The sequence below is a fragment of the Paenibacillus sp. UNC496MF genome, from assembly GCF_900113915.1.
Taxonomy (GTDB): Bacteria; Bacillota; Bacilli; order Paenibacillales; family Paenibacillaceae; genus Paenibacillus_Z; species Paenibacillus_Z artemisiicola.
In genome coordinates this window covers 21,358-39,395 of the sequence record NZ_FORE01000024.1, presented here as the reverse complement: position 1 = coordinate 39,395, position 18,038 = coordinate 21,358, and the positions used below count along the sequence as shown (strand labels likewise).

General features: G+C 54.6%; 16 protein-coding genes and 1 other annotated feature (1 of these 17 running past the window's edge). All 16 genes read right to left on the bottom strand.

Annotated elements, in window-relative coordinates; translation table 11 throughout:
• Positions 1-4: 4 nt before the first annotated feature.
• The 16 genes from rpsS to rplJ all read right to left on the bottom strand — a co-directional run bounded on the left by rpsS (position 5) and on the right by rplJ (position 17,852).
• Entirely contained in the window at positions 5-286 is a 282-nt protein-coding gene (gene rpsS, locus BMZ79_RS32405) for a 30S ribosomal protein S19 (protein WP_090649075.1), read from the bottom strand.
• A 68-nt stretch (positions 287-354) separates the two neighbouring features.
• Complete coding sequence (gene rplB, locus BMZ79_RS32400; protein WP_090649073.1) at positions 355-1,185, bottom strand: 50S ribosomal protein L2; 831 nt, start codon at positions 1,183-1,185, stop codon at positions 355-357.
• A gap of 63 nt (positions 1,186-1,248) precedes the next feature.
• The gene (gene rplW, locus BMZ79_RS32395) at positions 1,249-1,539 is read right to left on the bottom strand and encodes a 50S ribosomal protein L23 (protein WP_090649070.1); all 291 of its coding nucleotides are present in this window, start codon (positions 1,537-1,539) and stop codon (positions 1,249-1,251) included.
• Positions 1,539-2,162, bottom strand: a complete 624-nt coding sequence (gene rplD / locus BMZ79_RS32390) for a 50S ribosomal protein L4 (RefSeq protein WP_090649068.1) — start codon at positions 2,160-2,162, stop codon at positions 1,539-1,541. The genes rplW and rplD overlap by 1 nt, the downstream gene beginning before the upstream one ends.
• A 25-nt stretch (positions 2,163-2,187) precedes the next feature.
• Complete coding sequence (gene rplC, locus BMZ79_RS32385) at positions 2,188-2,811, bottom strand: 50S ribosomal protein L3 (protein ID WP_090649066.1); 624 nt, start codon at positions 2,809-2,811, stop codon at positions 2,188-2,190.
• Between the two features lie 33 nt (positions 2,812-2,844).
• Positions 2,845-3,153 carry a 30S ribosomal protein S10 gene (gene rpsJ, locus BMZ79_RS32380; RefSeq protein WP_005544556.1) on the bottom strand — a complete coding sequence of 103 codons (309 nt, stop codon included), beginning with the start codon at positions 3,151-3,153 and terminating at the stop codon, positions 2,845-2,847.
• 424 nt (positions 3,154-3,577) lie between these two features.
• Positions 3,578-4,768: an elongation factor Tu gene (tuf, locus tag BMZ79_RS32370; RefSeq protein ID WP_090649062.1), complete on the bottom strand. Its 1,191-nt coding sequence runs from the start codon at positions 4,766-4,768 to the stop codon at positions 3,578-3,580.
• A gap of 119 nt (positions 4,769-4,887) precedes the next feature.
• Positions 4,888-6,966: an elongation factor G gene (fusA, locus tag BMZ79_RS32365; protein WP_090649059.1), complete on the bottom strand. Its 2,079-nt coding sequence runs from the start codon at positions 6,964-6,966 to the stop codon at positions 4,888-4,890.
• A 29-nt stretch (positions 6,967-6,995) separates the two neighbouring features.
• Positions 6,996-7,466, bottom strand: coding sequence for a 30S ribosomal protein S7 (rpsG, locus tag BMZ79_RS32360; RefSeq protein WP_090649056.1), 471 nt, complete (start codon positions 7,464-7,466; stop codon positions 6,996-6,998).
• A 67-nt stretch (positions 7,467-7,533) separates the two neighbouring features.
• Complete coding sequence (rpsL, locus tag BMZ79_RS32355; RefSeq protein WP_090583216.1) at positions 7,534-7,953, bottom strand: 30S ribosomal protein S12; 420 nt, start codon at positions 7,951-7,953, stop codon at positions 7,534-7,536.
• 135 nt (positions 7,954-8,088) lie between these two features.
• Positions 8,089-8,319 (bottom strand): ribosomal L7Ae/L30e/S12e/Gadd45 family protein, encoded by a 231-nt coding sequence (locus tag BMZ79_RS32350; protein ID WP_090649053.1) that lies wholly within the window; start codon positions 8,317-8,319, stop codon positions 8,089-8,091.
• A 238-nt stretch (positions 8,320-8,557) separates the two neighbouring features.
• Entirely contained in the window at positions 8,558-12,178 is a 3,621-nt protein-coding gene (gene rpoC / locus BMZ79_RS32345; protein WP_090649050.1) for a DNA-directed RNA polymerase subunit beta', read from the bottom strand.
• A gap of 143 nt (positions 12,179-12,321) precedes the next feature.
• The gene (gene rpoB, locus BMZ79_RS32340) at positions 12,322-15,885 is read right to left on the bottom strand and encodes a DNA-directed RNA polymerase subunit beta (RefSeq protein WP_177222460.1); all 3,564 of its coding nucleotides are present in this window, start codon (positions 15,883-15,885) and stop codon (positions 12,322-12,324) included.
• A gap of 347 nt (positions 15,886-16,232) precedes the next feature.
• Positions 16,233-16,835 (bottom strand): class I SAM-dependent methyltransferase, encoded by a 603-nt coding sequence (locus BMZ79_RS32335; protein ID WP_090649044.1) that lies wholly within the window; start codon positions 16,833-16,835, stop codon positions 16,233-16,235.
• A 90-nt stretch (positions 16,836-16,925) separates the two neighbouring features.
• Positions 16,926-17,288, bottom strand: a complete 363-nt coding sequence (rplL, locus tag BMZ79_RS32330; RefSeq protein ID WP_090649041.1) for a 50S ribosomal protein L7/L12 — start codon at positions 17,286-17,288, stop codon at positions 16,926-16,928.
• Between the two features lie 66 nt (positions 17,289-17,354).
• Entirely contained in the window at positions 17,355-17,852 is a 498-nt protein-coding gene (gene rplJ / locus BMZ79_RS32325; protein ID WP_090649036.1) for a 50S ribosomal protein L10, read from the bottom strand.
• A 57-nt stretch (positions 17,853-17,909) separates the two neighbouring features.
• Positions 17,910-18,038: a sequence feature (ribosomal protein L10 leader region), on the bottom strand; it runs 30 nt beyond the window's last position.

Below are 18,038 nucleotides of genomic sequence, written 5' to 3'. Positions count from 1 at the left end.
TCGTCTAACGACGGCCCGTTTTCTTGTCGTCGTTGCCGTGGCCTTTATACGAACGCGTCGGCGCGAACTCGCCGAGTTTGTGGCCGACCATATCTTCCGTTACGTACACCGGCACGTGTTTCTTGCCGTCGTAAACAGCGAACGTGTGACCGATGAATTGCGGGAAAATCGTCGAACGGCGCGACCAAGTCTTAACGACCGTCTTTTTGTTCGATTCGTTCAGAACTTCAACTTTCTTCAGCAGGTAACCGTCGATGAACGGCCCCTTTTTCAAACTGCGACCCATGGATGATCCTCCCTTCACGCTGGCGTTACGCGACGCTGCGCGTCACGCGGATGACGCCAAGGCGCCTATTATTTCGTACGACGACGTACGATGTATTGGCTGGAAGCTTTTTTCTTCTTGCGCGTTTTGAAGCCAAGCGTCGGTTTGCCCCATGGGGACATTGGCGATTTGCGACCGATTGGAGCGCGGCCTTCGCCACCGCCGTGCGGGTGATCGTTCGGGTTCATGACGACGCCGCGAACTTCCGGACGCTTGCCCATCCAACGGGAGCGGCCGGCTTTACCGATTTTCACGAGTTCGTGATCTTCGTTGCCTACGGAGCCGATCGTTGCACGGCAAGTTTTCAGGATACGACGAACTTCGCCGGACGTCAAGCGAATCGTTACGTACTGTTCTTCTTTACCAAGCAGTTGAGCTTCCGTACCCGCAGCGCGAACCAATTGTCCGCCTTTGCCAGGTTTCAGCTCGATGTTGTGGATAACCGTACCGACCGGAATGTTCTCGAGCGGCAGTGCGTTGCCGATCTTGATGTCCGCTTGCGGACCGGATACGATTTTGTCTCCGACTTTCAGGCCTTTTGGAGCGATGATGTAGGCTTTCTCGCCATCCACGTAGTGGATCAGCGCGATGTTGGACGTACGGTTCGGATCGTATTCGATCGACGCGACGTTGCCCGAAATACCGTCCTTGTTACGCTTGAAGTCGATAATCCGGTATTTGCGTTTATGGCCGCCACCGTGATGGCGAACCGTAATTTTGCCTTGGTTGTTACGGCCGGCTTTTTTGAAAAGCGGCGCAAGAAGCGATTTCTCCGGGGTGCTTGTCGTAATCTCTTCGAACGTCGAGACCGACATGGCACGGCGCGCAGGAGAAGTCGGTTTATACTTCTTAACTGGCACTTCGATTCCCTCCTTAACCGATATCTCGTTTAATTCGCGTTAGCCCTACGGCCCGAACGCGGATTAAACACTTTCGAAAAATTCAAGCTCGTTGCTGTCAGCGCTCAGTTGAACGATCGCTTTTTTCCACTCGGACGTATATCCGCTGTGGCGTCCGTAACGCTTCGGTTTCGCCGGCATGCGCAGCGTGTTCACGCTCGTTACTTTGACTTTGAAGATCTCTTGGATCGCGAGCTTGATTTCCGTCTTGTTGGCACGGAGATCAACTTCGAACACATAGCGTTTGTTCGCCATGAAGTCGCTCGTTTGTTCCGTAATGATCGGGCGCTTGATAATATCGCGTGGATTTTTCATTACGCAAGCACCTCCTGTACTTTTTCGACCGCTTCCTTCGTGATGATCAGCTGGTCGTATTTCACGACGTCCAGAACATTGATGCCATCGGCCGCAACGAACTTCACGTTCGGAAGATTGCGGGCGGAGAGCGCAACGTTATCTTCGTAGTTCGCCGTAACCACCAGTGCTTTGCGAGCCACTTTCAGGTTATTCAAGACTGCGGCGAATTCCTTCGTCTTCGGCTGCGCGAACGCCAGTTGATCCAAAACGATGATTTCGTTGTCGATCACCTTGGAAGACAGTGCGGATTTAATAGCCAAGCGACGAACCTTTTTAGGAAGTTTGAAGCTGTAGCTGCGTGGAGTCGGTCCGAATACCGTACCGCCGCCAACCCATTGCGGAGCGCGGATGGAGCCTTGACGCGCGCGTCCCGTGCCTTTTTGTTTCCAAGGCTTGCGACCGCCGCCTCGTACTTCGGAGCGGCCCTTCGTTTTGTGCGTGCCTCTGCGTTCAGCGGCTTGCTGAAGCAATACGGCGCTGTGAACGACGTGAACGTTCGGCTCGATACCGAATACCGCTTCGGACAATTCGATCTCGCCGACTTGCGAACCGTTCACGCTGTAAAGTGCTACTTTCGGCATTTCATGTTCCTCCTTTCTTTAGCGATTATTTCTTCACCGTAGTTTTAACTTTTACAAAGCTGTTTTTAGCGCCTGGTACGGAGCCTTTAACCAGCAGTACATTACGTTCAACGTCGACGCGAACGATTTCAAGGTTTTGAATCGTAACCGTTTCGCCGCCCATGTGACCAGGCAAGTGCTTGCCTTTCGGTACGCGGTTCGCTTGGATGGAACCCATTGAACCAGGACCGCGGTGGTAACGCGAGCCGTGCGCCATCGGTCCGCGGCTTTGGTTCCAACGTTTGATCGTACCCGTGAAACCTTTACCTTTGGACGTAGCCGTTACGTCAACGAATTCGCCAGCCGCGAAGAGGTCGGCCTTGATTTCCTGGCCAACTTCATATTCCCCGTCGTTTACGCCGCGGAATTCACGAATGTAGCGCTTAGGAGCCGTGTTGGCTTTTTTAGCGTGGCCGGTTTCCGGCTTGTTCGCTCTGTTTTCCTTTTTGTCGGAGAAACCGACTTGGATGGATACGTACCCATCGTTTTCTTGGTCTTTCTTCTGCAAAACAACACAAGGACCTGCTTCGATAACCGTTACGGGAACTACGTTACCGTCTGCAGTAAAGACTTGCGTCATCCCAAGTTTTTTACCTAAGATACCCTTCATGTTGACACCTCATTTCCCTTCCACATTGAGATCTTACAGCTTGATTTCGATATCTACACCGGACGGCAGATCAAGACGCATGAGCGCATCAACCGTTTGCGGCGTTGGGTTCACAATGTCGATCAAACGCTTGTGTGTGCGCATTTCGAATTGTTCACGAGAATCCTTGTACTTGTGTACGGCACGCAGAATGGTGATGATTTGCTTCTCGGTCGGAAGCGGAATCGGCCCAGACACGCCTGCACCGGAACGTTTCGCAGTTTCAACAATCTTCTCTGCGGACTGATCCAGAATTCTGTGATCGTATGCTTTCAAGCGAATACGAATCTTTTGCTTAGCCATTATAAGTCCCTCCTTCTATCGCCCAATTTAGTATCGGACATACTCCGCGAGAAAACCCGACACGCCCCTCATGGCAAAGGAGCCGTGTGTGTCGGCAACCTCTCGCATCATCGCAACGTCACAGACCAACTTCACTATTATACCTAAGCCCGTAGGCAAATGCAACAAAAACCTGGTTTTCTCGATGCTTTTCTCAAATGGAGTGTTATGTCGATCCACGACCAAATTCCCCCGCTTTGTGCGAAGCTTCCGTCTTATCGGTGTTGCCCATTTCGCCGCATCAGAAACATCTTCATTATTATTAAAGAAAAAACGCCTTCACCGCAAACCTCAAATACTGTGAAAACTGTTTCTCGCAGGGGAAATAAAAAAACCCTCACCGAAGTGAGGGTTTTCGCAAGCCGCAGCTTTCGCAGCAGGCCGCTTACTTTTGGATGGATGCTACTGCGCCAGCGCCTACCGTACGGCCGCCTTCGCGAATAGCGAAGCGAGTGCCGTCTTCGAGGGCGATTGGAGCGATCAGCTCAACCGTTACCGTGATGTTGTCGCCAGGCATAACCATTTCCGTGCCTTCTGGCAGGGAGATGATACCCGTTACGTCAGTCGTACGGAAGTAGAACTGAGGACGGTAGCCCGTGAAGAAAGGCTTGTGACGTCCGCCTTCTTCTTTTGTCAGGACGTAAATTTGAGCCGTGAAGTTCGTGTGCGGTTTAACGGAACCTGGCTTTGCCAGGACTTGGCCGCGCTCGATGTCTTTACGGTCAACGCCGCGAAGCAGCGCGCCGATGTTGTCGCCAGCTTGAGCGGAGTCAAGCAGTTTGCGGAACATTTCAACGCCCGTTACGACGGATTTGCGCGTTTCTTCAACCAGACCGATGATTTCGATCTCGTCGGAGACTTTTACGACGCCACGCTCTACACGACCCGTTGCAACCGTACCGCGGCCCGTGATCGTGAATACGTCCTCGACTGGCATCAGGAACGGTTTGTCCGTATCGCGTTGCGGAGTCGGGATGTACGTGTCGACTTGTTCGAACAGCTCGACGATTTTGTCGGCCCAAGGACCGTCCGGGTTTTGCAGCGCTTCACGAGCTGCACCGCGGATGATCGGCGTGTCGTCGCCTGGGAATTCGTATTCGCTGAGCAGGTCGCGAACTTCCATTTCAACGAGTTCCAGGAGCTCTTCGTCTTCAACCATGTCGCATTTGTTCAGGAATACGACGATGTATGGTACGCCTACTTGGCGGGACAGCAGGATGTGCTCGCGCGTTTGCGGCATTGGGCCGTCAGCTGCGGATACAACCAGGATTGCGCCGTCCATTTGCGCTGCGCCGGTGATCATGTTTTTAACATAGTCGGCGTGGCCTGGGCAGTCAACGTGAGCGTAGTGACGGTTAGGCGTCTCGTACTCAACGTGTGCGGTCGAGATCGTGATACCGCGCTCGCGCTCTTCCGGCGCTTTGTCGATTTGGTCGAACGCTACGGCAGCACCGCCATAACGCTTGGAAAGTACAGTCGTGATCGCTGCAGTCAGCGTCGTTTTACCGTGGTCGACGTGACCGATAGTTCCGATGTTAACGTGCGGTTTATTACGTTCAAATTTAGCCTTAGCCATTGAACTCTTCCTCCTCAATATATAGAAGATTATGTGATCGGCCGGATGAACGCCATATGGACGTCCATCATCCGGCCAAGGTACAACTTATTCCACGCGGATGGCTCAAAGGTTCCCGATTAGGCGTTGCCTTTGGATTTTGCAACGATTTCTTCCGAGATCGAGCGCGGTACTTCTTCATAGTGAGAGAGCTCCATGGAGAATACGCCGCGACCCTGCGTACCGGAACGAAGAACCGTGGAGTAACCGAACATCTCTGCCAGAGGTACCTTCGCACGAACGATCAACGCGCCATGGCGCGTGTCCGAACCTTCGATACGACCGCGGCGGGAGCTCAGCATACCCATTACGTCGCCCATGTACTCTTCAGGAACGCTGACTTCTACCTTCATGATTGGCTCAAGCAACACAGGATTACACTTGTCCTTCGCTGCTTTAAGCGCCATCGATCCGGCGATTTTGAACGCCATTTCGGAGGAGTCGACGTCATGGTAGGAACCGTCGAATACGATTGCTTTGATGTCAACCATCGGGAAGCCCGCGAGGACACCGTTTTTCATCGATTCTTCGATACCTGCTTGAACTGGGGCAATGTATTCACGCGGAATCGAGCCGCCGACGGTTTTATTTTCGAAGATAAAACCTTCTCCTGGCTCGAGCGGAATGAATTCAACCCAGCAATGACCGAATTGACCGCGTCCGCCGGACTGACGAACGAATTTGCCTTCGACCTTCGCAGCCGTCTTGAACGTTTCGCGATAAGCAACCTGCGGCTTACCAACGTTCGTTTCGACTTTGAATTCACGAAGCATACGGTCAACGAGGATCTCAAGGTGAAGCTCGCCCATACCTGCGATAATGGTTTGGCCGGTCTCTTCGTCCGTGTGCGCACGGAACGTAGGATCTTCCTCTGCCAGCTTTTGCAGCGCGATACCCATTTTGTCTTGGTCAGCTTTCGTCTTCGGTTCAACCGCGAGCTGGATAACCGGCTCAGGGAAGTTCATGGACTCCAGGATAACCGGGTTCTTCTCGTCGCAAAGCGTATCGCCGGTTGTCGTATCTTTCAAGCCTACCGCAGCCGCGATATCACCGGAGTAAACTTCGCTGATTTCTTGACGGCTGTTGGCGTGCATTTGAAGGATACGGCCGATCCGTTCGCGCTTGCCTTTCGTTGCGTTCACGACGTACGAGCCGGAGTTCAGGACGCCGGAGTATACGCGGAAGAACGTCAGTTTCCCCACGAACGGGTCAGTCATGATTTTGAATGCCAGTGCCGCGAACGGCTGGTCGTCGGCCGATTTGCGAGTCGTCTCCGTGCCGTCTTCAAGGTGACCCTTGATATCCGGAACGTCGATTGGAGCAGGCAGGTAGTCGACAACGGCATCGAGCATCAATTGAACGCCTTTGTTACGGTAAGAGGAACCGCAGATGACCGGGAAGATTTTAACATCGCAAACGCCTTTGCGGAGCGCTGCTTTGATTTCTTCCACGGACAATTCTTCGCCTTCGAGGTACTTCATCGTGAGCTCTTCGTCAAGCTCAGCGACTTTCTCGACAAGCTCCATGCGGAGTTCTTCCACTTTGTCCGCATACTCGGCAGGGATTTCAATCTTTTCCGGCTCTTTGCCCAGATCGTCTTTGTATTTGTAAGCGACTCGTTCAACGAGGTCGATTACGCCCACGAAGTCGTTCTCTGCGCCGATCGGAAGTTGAATCGCTACCGCGTTTGCTTGAAGGCGCAGGCGCATATCGTTAACTACGTTAAGGAAGTCCGCGCCGATAATGTCCATCTTGTTGACATACGCAATCCGCGGAACGCCGTAACGGTCGGCTTGACGCCAAACGGTTTCGGATTGTGGCTCAACGCCCTCTTTCGCACTGAAAACACCAACGGCCCCGTCCAATACGCGCAGGGAGCGTTCGACTTCTACCGTGAAGTCAACGTGCCCCGGGGTGTCGATAATATTGATGCGGTGACCATTCCATTGAGCGGTCGTAGCTGCGGACGTAATCGTGATCCCGCGCTCTTGTTCCTGCTCCATCCAGTCCATCGTCGCTGCACCTTCGTGCACCTCGCCGATTTTGTGGGTACGGCCCGTATAGAACAGGATCCGTTCCGTCGTGGTCGTCTTGCCAGCGTCAATATGCGCCATAATCCCGATATTACGCGTATTTTTCAAGGAGAACTCTCTTGCCATAATTCGATCTCCTTTCGATTATGCGGATACTACCAACGATAGTGAGCGAATGCTTTGTTCGCTTCAGCCATTTTGTGCGTATCTTCGCGTTTTTTAACGGATGAACCAGTGTTGTTGGAAGCATCGATAATCTCAGCCGCCAGACGCTCTTCCATCGTCTTCTCACCGCGGTTGCGCGAATAGTTCACGAGCCAACGTAGACCAAGCGACGTACGGCGCTCAGGCTTGACTTCGATCGGCACTTGATAGTTCGAGCCGCCTACACGGCGTGCTTTAACTTCGAGCACCGGCATGATGTTCTTAATAGCTGCTTCAAAAACTTCCATCGGTTCTTTGCCCGTACGTTCGTTGATGAGCGTGAACGCATCATACAGAATCGTTTGAGCAACACCGCGTTTGCCGTCGATCATGATGCGGTTGATCAAGCGCGTCACGAGCTTGCTGTTGTACAGCGGATCTGGCAATACATCGCGCTTGGTTACAGGACCTTTGCGTGGCATTGGAAGTCCCCCTTTCTTCTAGTTTGACAATTTAGGATGAAGTTAACCGTTGCCGGCCGGACCTTCATTATTTTTTAACTTTAGGACGCTTCGTACCGTACTTGGAACGAGCTTGCTTACGATTGTTCACGCCTGCAGTGTCAAGCGCGCCGCGAACGATGTGGTAACGTACGCCCGGAAGGTCTTTTACCCGGCCGCCGCGAACCAATACGACGCTGTGCTCTTGCAGGTTGTGGCCAATGCCGCCGATGTAGGCCGTTACCTCAACGCGGTTCGTCAGACGAACACGCGCATATTTCCGCAGGGCGGAGTTAGGTTTTTTCGGCGTCATCGTACCTACACGTGTGCAAACCCCGCGTTTTTGAGGCGAGCTCAGGTTTGTTTCTTCACGTTTCAGTGCATTGAAACCTCTTTGCAAAGCCGGCGATTTCGATTTAACGACTTTCGCTTCACGGCCTTTACGTACCAGCTGGTTAATTGTTGGCATGTTGCTTCCCCCTTCCTCACATAGTAATGCTCTCAAGACATATCGGCTTTGTTAAGCCCACAGATCCAGGCGGTTCATAAAGGAACAAACGAAAGTTTTTACTTTCCCTTGCGGGTCGGTAAAAACAGCATGTTCTTATTCGATTTCGGGGATTACCGCCGCCATGGCCGCTCCGACTTCAATGCCGCAGGTTTCCCCAAGGCTCTTCATCGACTCCGACCAGGTAATCGGCACGCCCGCCGTCTCGCAAAGCCGAACAATATTGTTCTTCAGCCGCGGATCTGCATCTTGCGCAACGTAGACGAGATTGGCTTTGCGCTGCTCTACCATCTTCATCGTTTGCTTACTACCTATAACGAATCGCATAATAACCATCCTTCCAAGTCAATCAAACTGACAAGTGCAGAGGTCGTGCGATTAGGCACACTACGACATATTAGCATTTAGCCTAAGGCTATGTCAAGCTTCCAAGCCCCAGATTTGCATGAAAATAAAGTAAACCGGCGCGCCCCGTAACGGAGCGAAGAGCGATCAGGGCGACGGCCTCCTCGAGACTGCCCCTTCTCGCTCTTCCCCCGGCACTTTTATGCGCTTTTGCCTTGACTTAAGACTCTACGGGCACCGTCTCGGCTTCAAGCTGCTCTTCGAGCTGCTCGTCGTCCATGCCGGCGACGTGCACGCTTCTGTAGCGCTGCATGCCCGTTCCCGCCGGAATCAGCTTGCCGATGATGACATTCTCTTTCAGGCCGAGCAATTGGTCGACCTTTCCTTTGATCGCGGCATCGGTCAAGACGCGAGTCGTCTCTTGGAACGAAGCGGCGGACAAGAAGGAATCGGTCTCGAGCGACGCTTTTGTAATCCCGAGCAGGACCGGCTTGGCGACGGCCGGCTCTTGGCCGGACAGGATCGCTTCGCGGTTGGCTGCTTCGTACTCGTGGATGTCGACGAAGGCGCCCGGGAGCAGCGTCGTGTCGCCGGCTTCGACGATCCGGATCTTACGCAGCATTTGCTTGACCATGACTTCGATGTGCTTGTCGTTGATTTCTACCCCTCGGTTCCGGTAAACGCGCTGAACTTCCTGCAGAATATAGTTCTGCACGCCGCGAATCCCTTTGATCCGGAGCATATCTTTCGGGTCGATGGAACCGTCCGTCAGCTCGTCGCCGGCTTCGATTTGCTTGCCTTTGACTACGCGGATACGGGAGCCGAAGCTGACCGCATACGTTTTCGATTCCGCCTCGCCTTGAACTTCGATTTCGCGGCGATCTTTCGTCTCGCGGATGTCTTTGATGACGCCGTCGATTTCGGAAATGATCGCTTGGCCTTTCGGATTCCGCGCTTCGAACAGCTCTTGGATACGCGGCAAACCCTGCGTGATATCGTCGCCGGCAACGCCGCCGGTATGGAACGTACGCATTGTGAGCTGCGTGCCCGGCTCGCCGATCGATTGCGCGGCGATAATGCCGACCGCTTCGCCGATCTCGACGAATTTGCCCGTCGCCAGGTTGCGGCCGTAGCAGATTTTACATACGCCATGACGCGCGCGGCAGCTAAGCACGGAGCGGATTTGCAGTTTTTCGACGCCGGCCGCGACGATCGCTTCCGCCTTGTTCGAGTCGATCAGCTCGTTGCGCTGAAGGATGACTTCGCCCGTTTGCGGATGACGCACCGTCTCGAACGAGTAGCGGCCTTCGATACGGTCGTACAGATCCTCGATGACCTCTTTGCCGTCTTGGATCTTGCTGACCATGAACCCTTTGTCCGTGCCGCAGTCGTCCTCGCGAACGATAACGTCCTGCGCGACGTCGACCAGACGACGGGTCAGGTAACCCGAATCGGCCGTACGAAGCGCCGTATCGGCGAGACCTTTACGGGCGCCGTGCGTCGAGATGAAGTACTCGAGGACCGTCAGGCCTTCACGGAAGTTCGATTTGATCGGCAATTCGATGATCCGGCCGGACGGGTTCGCCATCAGACCGCGCATGCCGCCGAGCTGCGTGATTTGCGATTTGTTGCCCCGCGCCTTGGAATCGACCATGAGCATGATGGAGTTGTAGCGGTCCATCGATTTCATGAGGATATCCGTGATTTGATCCTTCGTTTTGCTCCAGATCTCGATAACGCGGTCATACCGTTCTTCGTTCGTGATCAAACCGCGGCGGTATTGATTCGTAACGACCTTAACTTTATCTTCGGACTCGCGCAGAATGTCTTGTTTCTCCGCCGGAACGACAACGTCCGCAACGGCAACCGTGATGCCCGCGCGCGTGGAATACGTAAATCCGAGCTGTTTAATGGCATCAAGCATGACGGAAGTACGGGTCGTATGATATTGACGGAAGCATTCCGCAATGATCAAGCCGAGGTACTCTTTGCCGACGCCGCCGATTTGGGCGATGCCCTCCAAGAAGGCAACCAAATCCGCGCCCTTTTCATGAACGAAGTACTTCTCAGGTGTACCTTGAAGCAGGTTTACCTTCGTCGGTTCGTTGATGAACGGGAAGTCGCTCGGGAAAATCTCGTTGAAAATCACTTTGCCGACCGTCGTGCAAATCAGCGCTTTTTGCTGCGCGTCCGTAAAGGACGACTTCTTCAGAACCTTAACGGGGATAAAGATCCGCGCATGCAGCGACACGATGCCGCGTTGGTAAGCCGAGATCGCTTCGTTGACCGTCGCGAACACGGATCCGCTGCCCTTGCCGTCTTTGTTGTCCATCGTCAGGTAGAAGCTGCCGAGGACCATATCCTGCGAAGGCGTTACGACCGGCTTGCCGTCTTTCGGGTTCAGAATGTTGCCCGACGCCAGCATGAGCAGGCGCGCTTCGGCTTGCGCCTCGGCGGAAAGCGGTACGTGAACGGCCATTTGGTCGCCGTCGAAGTCCGCGTTGTACGCGGTACATACGAGCGGGTGAAGCTTGATTGCGCGGCCTTCGACCAGAATCGGCTCGAACGCTTGGATGCCGAGACGGTGAAGCGTCGGAGCACGGTTCAGCAGAACCGGGTGCTCCTTGATGACTTCCTCGAGCACGTCCCAAACTTCCGGGCTGACGCGTTCGACTTTGCGTTTCGCGCTCTTGATATTATGAGCCAGGTTTTTGTTGACCAGCTCTTTCATGACGAACGGCTTGAACAGTTCCAGCGCCATTTCTTTCGGCAGGCCGCATTGGAACATTTTCAGGCTCGGTCCGACGACGATAACGGAACGGCCGGAATAGTCGACCCGTTTGCCGAGCAGGTTCTGACGGAACCGGCCTTGTTTGCCCTTCAGCATGTGGCTGAGCGATTTCAACGGACGGTTGCCAGGGCCCGTTACCGGACGGCCGCGGCGGCCGTTGTCGATCAGCGCGTCGACCGCTTCCTGCAGCATCCGCTTCTCGTTCTGCACGATGATATCCGGCGCGCCAAGGTCGAGCAGACGTTTCAGACGGTTGTTGCGGTTGATGACGCGGCGGTACAGGTCGTTCAAGTCGGACGTCGCGAAACGTCCGCCGTCCAGCTGCACCATTGGACGAAGCTCCGGCGGAATGACCGGCAGCACGTCGAGGATCATCCATTCCGGCATGTTGCCGGAGTTGCGGAACGCCTCGATGACTTCAAGACGCTTGATCGCGCGGTTGCGGCGTTGGCCTTGCGCCGTGCGAAGGTCTTCCTTCAGCGTTTCGAGCTCGCGCTCCACGTCGATATCTTGGAGCAGCTTCTTGACCGCTTCTGCGCCCATGCCCGCTTGGAAGCCGTAGCCGTACTTCTCGCGGTAGCTGCGGTATTCTTTCTCGGACAGCAGCTGTTTCTTCTCCAGCGGCGTATCCCCTGGATCGGTTACGACATAGGATGCGAAATAAATGATCTCTTCCAGCGAGCGGGGCGACATGTCGAGTGCCAGGCCCATGCGGCTCGGGATGCCTTTGAAGTACCAAATATGCGATACGGGAGCCGCCAGCTCGATGTGGCCCATCCGTTCGCGGCGCACTTTCGCGCGCGTGACTTCGACGCCGCAGCGGTCGCAAACGACCCCTTTATAACGGACGCGCTTGTATTTGCCGCAATGGCACTCCCAGTCTTTGGTCGGCCCGAAAATCTTTTCGCAGAACAGGCCTTCCTTCTCCGGTTTCAGCGTCCGGTAGTTAATCGTTTCCGGTTTCTTTACTTCTCCGCGGGACCACGATCGGATTTTATCCGGGGAAGCCAATCCGATCTTCATATACTCGAAGTTGTTCACGTCCAACAAGGAGCAACCCTCCTTCGTCATGGTTCACTTAATTCTTGCTGCGTCGAATGCCGTGCAGCCGGTTCGTGCCCGCGAAGGCGCTCCCCGGCTTGATTCGCCCGTGGGACGAATCGGCATTCTCTATTCCAAGGCTGTGGAAGCTGCTACTCCACGCCGACCTCCGCGCCTTCCAAATTCAGGTTGAGCTTATCCGAAGTGCCGTCCTCGTCGTCGTCGATCTCTTTCATTTCGATCTCTTCCTCGTTCTCGGTCAGGATCTTGACGTCCATGCCCAAGCTTTGAAGTTCTTTGATCAAAACCTTGAACGACTCCGGCACGCCCGGCTCCGGCACATTCTCGCCCTTCACGATGGACTCGTACGTTTTGACGCGGCCGACGACATCGTCGGATTTCACGGTCAAAATTTCTTGCAGCGTATAAGCCGCGCCGTAGGCCTCAAGGGCCCAAACCTCCATCTCCCCGAAGCGCTGGCCGCCGAATTGGGCTTTACCGCCCAGTGGCTGCTGCGTAACGAGCGAGTATGGACCCGTGGAACGGGCATGGATTTTATCGTCGACCATGTGCGCCAGCTTGATCATGTACATGACGCCGACGGTGACTTCCCGTTCGAACGGCTCGCCGGAGCGGCCGTCATACAGGATCGTCTTGCCGTTGCGCTGCATGCTCGACTCTTCCATGGTGTCGAATACGTCGTTCTCGCGCGCGCCGTCGAAGACCGGCGTCGCGGCGTGGATGCCGAGACGTTTGCACGCCATGCCCAAGTGGACTTCAAGCACCTGACCGATGTTCATCCGGGACGGCACGCCCAGCGGATTGAGAACGACCTCGACCGGCGTGCCGTCCGGCAGGAACGGCATATCTTCTTCCGGCAAGATGCGGGCGATAACCCCTTTGTTGCCGTGGCGTCCCGCCATCTTGTCGCCTTCGGAAATTTTCCGTTTTTGCGCGATGTAGGCGCGAACCAGTTGGTTGACGCCCGGCGGCAGTTCGTCGCCGTTCTCGCGGGTGAACACTTTCACGTCCACGACGATACCGTCGGTGCCGTGCGGAACGCGCAGGCTCGTGTCGCGCACTTCGCGCGCCTTCTCGCCGAAGATCGCGTGCAGCAGGCGTTCTTCCGCCGTCAGTTCCGTAACCCCTTTGGGCGTTACTTTGCCGACGAGAATGTCCCCTGCGCTGATCTCGGCGCCGACGCGAATGATGCCGCGCTCATCCAGGTTGCGGAGCGCTTCTTCGCCCACGTTCGGAATGTCGCGCGTGATTTCTTCCGGTCCGAGCTTCGTATCCCGCGCTTCGGATTCGTATTCCTCGATGTGAATCGAAGTATAGACGTCCTCTTTCACGAGCTTCTCGCTCAGCAGGATCGCATCCTCGTAGTTGTAGCCTTCCCAGGTCATGAACGCGACGACGACGTTGCGCCCGAGCGCGAGCTCGCCCATTTCCGTGGAAGGACCGTCCGCGAGAATGTCTCCCTTTTTCACGATATCGCCCTTTTGGCAAATCGGGCGTTGATTGATGCATGTGCCTTGGTTGGAACGCATGAACTTGTGCAGTTTATGCTTCACCAAGTCGCCGGTGACCGGCTTGCCGTCGACCGTCTCGACGCGGCGCAGCCAAATTTCGTTGGCGGACACGCGCTCGATGACGCCGTCGTATTTGGAGACGATGCACACGCCGGAATCCTTTGCGGACTTGTGCTCCATGCCCGTGCCGACGAGCGGCGCCTTCGGAATCAGAAGCGGCACCGCTTGCCGCTGCATGTTGGATCCCATGAGCGCACGGTTGGAGTCGTCGTTCTCGAGGAACGGAATCAGCGCCGTCGCGACGGACACGACCTGTTTCGGAGAAACATCCATGTAGTCGACGCGTTCGGTCGGCATCGTCAAAATGTTGTCGGCTTGCTTATTGTACCGAACGATGACGGCGTCCTCTACGAACTTGCCCTCCTCGTTCAGTTGCGCGTTTGCTTGCGCGATAACGTAGTTGTCTTCCTCGTCGGCCGTCAGGTACGCGATTTGCTCCGTGACGATGCCCGTCTTCGGATCGACCCAACGATATGGCGCCTCGATGAAGCCGTACTCGTTGATGCGGGCGAAGGTCGACAAAGAGTTGATCAACCCGATGTTCGGACCCTCCGGCGTTTCAATCGGGCACATCCGGCCGTAATGGGAATTATGCACGTCGCGGACCTCGAAGCCCGCGCGCTCGCGCGTCAAGCCGCCCGGTCCGAGCGCGGAAAGACGGCGCTTGTGCGTCAGTTCGGCAAGCGGATTCGTCTGGTCCATGAACTGCGACAATTGGGACGACCCGAAGAACTCCTTGATCGACGCGATAACCGGACGAATGTTGATGAGCGCCTGCGGCGTAATCGCGTTGGCGTCCTGAATGGACATCCGCTCGCGAACGACGCGCTCCATCCGGGAAAGGCCGATGCGGAACTGGTTCTGCAGCAGCTCGCCGACGGAACGCAGACGACGGTTGCCCAGGTGATCGATGTCGTCCGTGCTGCCCACGCCATGAAGCAGATCGATGAAGTAATTGATGGAAGCGATGATGTCCGCAGGCGTGATGTGTTTAACCGTTTTGTCGATCATGCCGTTGGCGATGACCTTAATGACCTTGTTCTCGTCCAGCGGCGAGAATACGCTGACGGTTTGCAGAGGTATACTATCCGCATCCAGAACGCCGTTCGCCACATGGTACGTCTTAAAACCGACGTTGTTCTCCAAGTAAGGAATCAGCTCATCCAGCAAGCGGCGGTCGATCATTTGGCCGGCTTCGGCCAAAATTTCGCCCGTGCTCGGATCGAAGAGCGTCTCGGCCAAACGCTGGTTGAACAAACGGTTCTTGATATGCAGCTTCTTATTGATTTTATAGCGGCCGACGTTCGCCAGATCGTAGCGCTTCGGATCGAAGAAACGCGCGACCAGGAGGCTCTTCGCGTTATCCAATGTCGGCGGCTCGCCCGGACGAAGTCTTTCGTAAATTTCGATAAGCGCTTTTTCGGTGGAATCGGTATTGTCTTTATCGAGCGTGTTCCGGATATACTCGTCATGCCCCAGCAAATCCAAAATTTCGGCGTCCGTCCCGAATCCGAGCGCGCGAAGCAATACCGTGACCGGAATTTTACGCGTGCGGTCGATCCGGACGTAGATGATGTCCTTCGCGTCGGTTTCCAGCTCGAGCCAGGCCCCGCGGTTCGGAATCACCGTCGCCGTATAATTTTTCTTGCCGTTTTTGTCCACTTTCGTGCTAAAGTAAACGCTAGGTGAACGTACCAATTGGCTGACGATAACGCGCTCCGCCCCGTTGATGATGAACGTGCCCGTTTCGGTCATCAGCGGGAAGTCGCCCATGAACACTTCTTGCTCTTTAACTTCGCCGGTTTCCTTGTTAATGAGCCGAACCTTCACGCGCAGCGGAGCTGCGTACGTTACGTCGCGTTCTTTCGACTCGTCCACGGAATACTTCGGCTCGCCAAGCGAGTAGTCGATGAACTCCAGCATCAAATTGCCCGTAAAATCCTGAATCGGCGAGATGTCCTGGAAAAGCTCAAGCAAGTCCTTCTCCAAAAACTTCTCGTACGATTTTTGTTGGATTTCAATCAGGTTCGGAACTTCGAGCACCTCGCGGATGCGGGCATAGCTTCTACGCGTGCGACGCCCATACTGAACAAGTTGTCCTGCCAACTTAACCTCACCCCTCATGTCTGCTTCACAGAAAGTGAACAATGACCGTGTATACACAAACATTGCTGTAACCAGAACGTGCAGCAGGCAAATTCTGATTCAATAAAGAAAAGCCCTTATCGAAAATTCGAAAAAAGAGCATGTTTCTGACAGTCAGCCTTCTACGCACACCACAACCCGTAAAAGTCTCATATCAAGTAATTTTGACCCAAAATGTAAACATTATACGTCAAATTCGCTACTTTTATACGTTTAAAATAGCGCTTGACATTTTAGTCGGCTAAAGACATTGCGCCCATTTTAATGCTGACATTTTATAATGATACCACATCAGCGCTTGCGAGTCAACAAATGATTCTAGCTGCCTATTGTTCTTTGCGCGCCCTGTAGATGCGGTACCCTTTTTCTTTCGTAACCTCTTCCACGTTCCCGAATACGGCTTCTAGCTTCGCTTCCGCGGATGGCGCCCCCTGCTTCTTCTGAATGACGACCCACATGGACCCTCCCGGATTCAGCAATGCGGCTCCCTCTTCGAAAATCCGGTGCACGACCTCTTTGCCTGCCCGAATCGGCGGATTGGTAATGATCGCATCGAACGTCCGGTCAAGCACGCGCTCGAACAGATCGCTTTGCATGGCGGCCGCATTCGAAATGCCGTTTAGCCTGATATTCTCGTTCGCAAGCGCAACCGCGCGCTCGTTGATGTCGATCATCGTCACTTGGCCGGCCGGTGCCAGCTTTGCCGCCGTAATGCCCATAGGCCCATAGCCGCATCCGACATCCAGTATCCGGTCCCGTTCGCCGAGCTCCACCGTTTCGATCAAAACCCGGCTGCCGAAATCGATGCCCGTCTTCGAGAAGACGCCGGCGTCCGTCAAGAACCGCAACTTATGGCCGCGCAGCACGGTTTCGAGCTGCTGACGGTCATGCTTCGTGCCTGGCGACTGCGTATAGTAATGCTCCGACATGCTACTCCTCCTGGTTCGCCGGCTTGCCGTTCTCATAAGGAAACCCCTTGAAGCAATCGCTCCAAGGGGTTTGCCGCCGATAAGCGGTGATTACTTCACTTCTACGGAAGCGCCAGCTGCTTCGAGTTTTTCTTTAACAGCTTCAGCATCCTCTTTGGATACTTTTTCTTTGATCGGTTTAGGAGCGCCGTCAACAAGGTCTTTCGCTTCTTTCAGGCCGAGACCCGTGATTTCGCGAACGACTTTGATAACGTTGATTTTGGAAGCGCCGGCGTTGTTCAGGATGACGTCGAATTCGGATTGCTCTTCGACAACGGCAGCTGCCGCGCCGCCTGCGAATGCTACAGGAGCTGCAGCCGTTACGCCGAATTCTTCTTCGATTGCTTTAACCAGGTCGTTCAGTTCAAGAACGTTCATGCCTTTAATGGCTTCCAAGATTTGCTCTTTGCTCATGAGATAAACCTCCAATAATTTGTTTTAAGTTGGGTATAGCGATCCTCCGGCTTGCCGGAGCCGTAATTAAGCTTCTTGCTTCTCCGCGACGGCTTTAACCGCAAGGGCGAAGTTGCGCATAGGCGCTTGGAGCACGCTGAGGAGCATGGAGAGCAAACCTTCGCGGGACGGCAGATCCGCCAACGCTTTGATTTGTTCCGCGCTGAATACTTGACCTTCCACGACGCCGCCCTTCAGTTTCAGAGCGTCGTTCTTCTTAGCGAAGTCAGCCAGGATTTTGGCTGGTGCAACTGCGTCGTCCTTGCTGAACGCGACAGCCGTAGGGCCGGCCAGAACGGCATCCAGCTCACTCAGTTCCGCATTTGCAGTCGCACGGCGAACGAGCGAGTTTTTCAGAACTTGGAACTCGACGTTAGCTTCGCGCAGTTGTTTACGCAGTTCCGTTACTTGCGCAACGTTAAGACCGCGGTAATCGGCTACGACCGTGCTGGAGCTCTCGCGAAGCTTCGTCGTGATTTCCGCGACGGCCTGCTCTTTACCTTGAATGATTTTTGCGTTTGCCAAAATGTACACCTCCCGTTATGTTGTCGACATCCCGATGTTGCAGCGGATTCCTTCCCCGCGATGCATGAGAAAGGCCCCCGCAGACAGTGCGAAGGCCATGATGGTCCGTTACCCGCACACCCGATGGGTGGGCGTACAAACACGTTTATCATAACACCTCGGTAGGAAATTAAGCCAACCGGCACC

What these genes read in the sequence shown, in the direction of transcription:
- rpsS (WP_090649075.1), bottom strand. Translation starts at nt 286, where the DNA reads ATGGGTCGCAGTTTGAAAAAGGGGCCGTTCATCGACGGTTACCTGCTG.
- rplW (WP_090649070.1), bottom strand. Translation starts at nt 1,539, where the DNA reads ATGAAAAATCCACGCGATATTATCAAGCGCCCGATCATTACGGAACAA.
- rplD (WP_090649068.1), bottom strand. Translation starts at nt 2,162, where the DNA reads ATGCCGAAAGTAGCACTTTACAGCGTGAACGGTTCGCAAGTCGGCGAG.
- rplC (WP_090649066.1), bottom strand. Translation starts at nt 2,811, where the DNA reads ATGAAGGGTATCTTAGGTAAAAAACTTGGGATGACGCAAGTCTTTACT.
- rpsJ (WP_005544556.1), bottom strand. Translation starts at nt 3,153, where the DNA reads ATGGCTAAGCAAAAGATTCGTATTCGCTTGAAAGCATACGATCACAGA.
- tuf (WP_090649062.1), bottom strand. Translation starts at nt 4,768, where the DNA reads ATGGCTAAGGCTAAATTTGAACGTAATAAACCGCACGTTAACATCGGA.
- fusA (WP_090649059.1), bottom strand. Translation starts at nt 6,966, where the DNA reads ATGGCAAGAGAGTTCTCCTTGAAAAATACGCGTAATATCGGGATTATG.
- rpsG (WP_090649056.1), bottom strand. Translation starts at nt 7,466, where the DNA reads ATGCCACGCAAAGGTCCTGTAACCAAGCGCGATGTATTGCCAGATCCG.
- rpsL (WP_090583216.1), bottom strand. Translation starts at nt 7,953, where the DNA reads ATGCCAACAATTAACCAGCTGGTACGTAAAGGCCGTGAAGCGAAAGTC.
- BMZ79_RS32350 (WP_090649053.1), bottom strand. Translation starts at nt 8,319, where the DNA reads ATGCGATTCGTTATAGGTAGTAAGCAAACGATGAAGATGGTAGAGCAG.
- rpoB (WP_177222460.1), bottom strand. Translation starts at nt 15,885, where the DNA reads ATGAGGGGTGAGGTTAAGTTGGCAGGACAACTTGTTCAGTATGGGCGT.
- BMZ79_RS32335 (WP_090649044.1), bottom strand. Translation starts at nt 16,835, where the DNA reads ATGTCGGAGCATTACTATACGCAGTCGCCAGGCACGAAGCATGACCGT.
- rplL (WP_090649041.1), bottom strand. Translation starts at nt 17,288, where the DNA reads ATGAGCAAAGAGCAAATCTTGGAAGCCATTAAAGGCATGAACGTTCTT.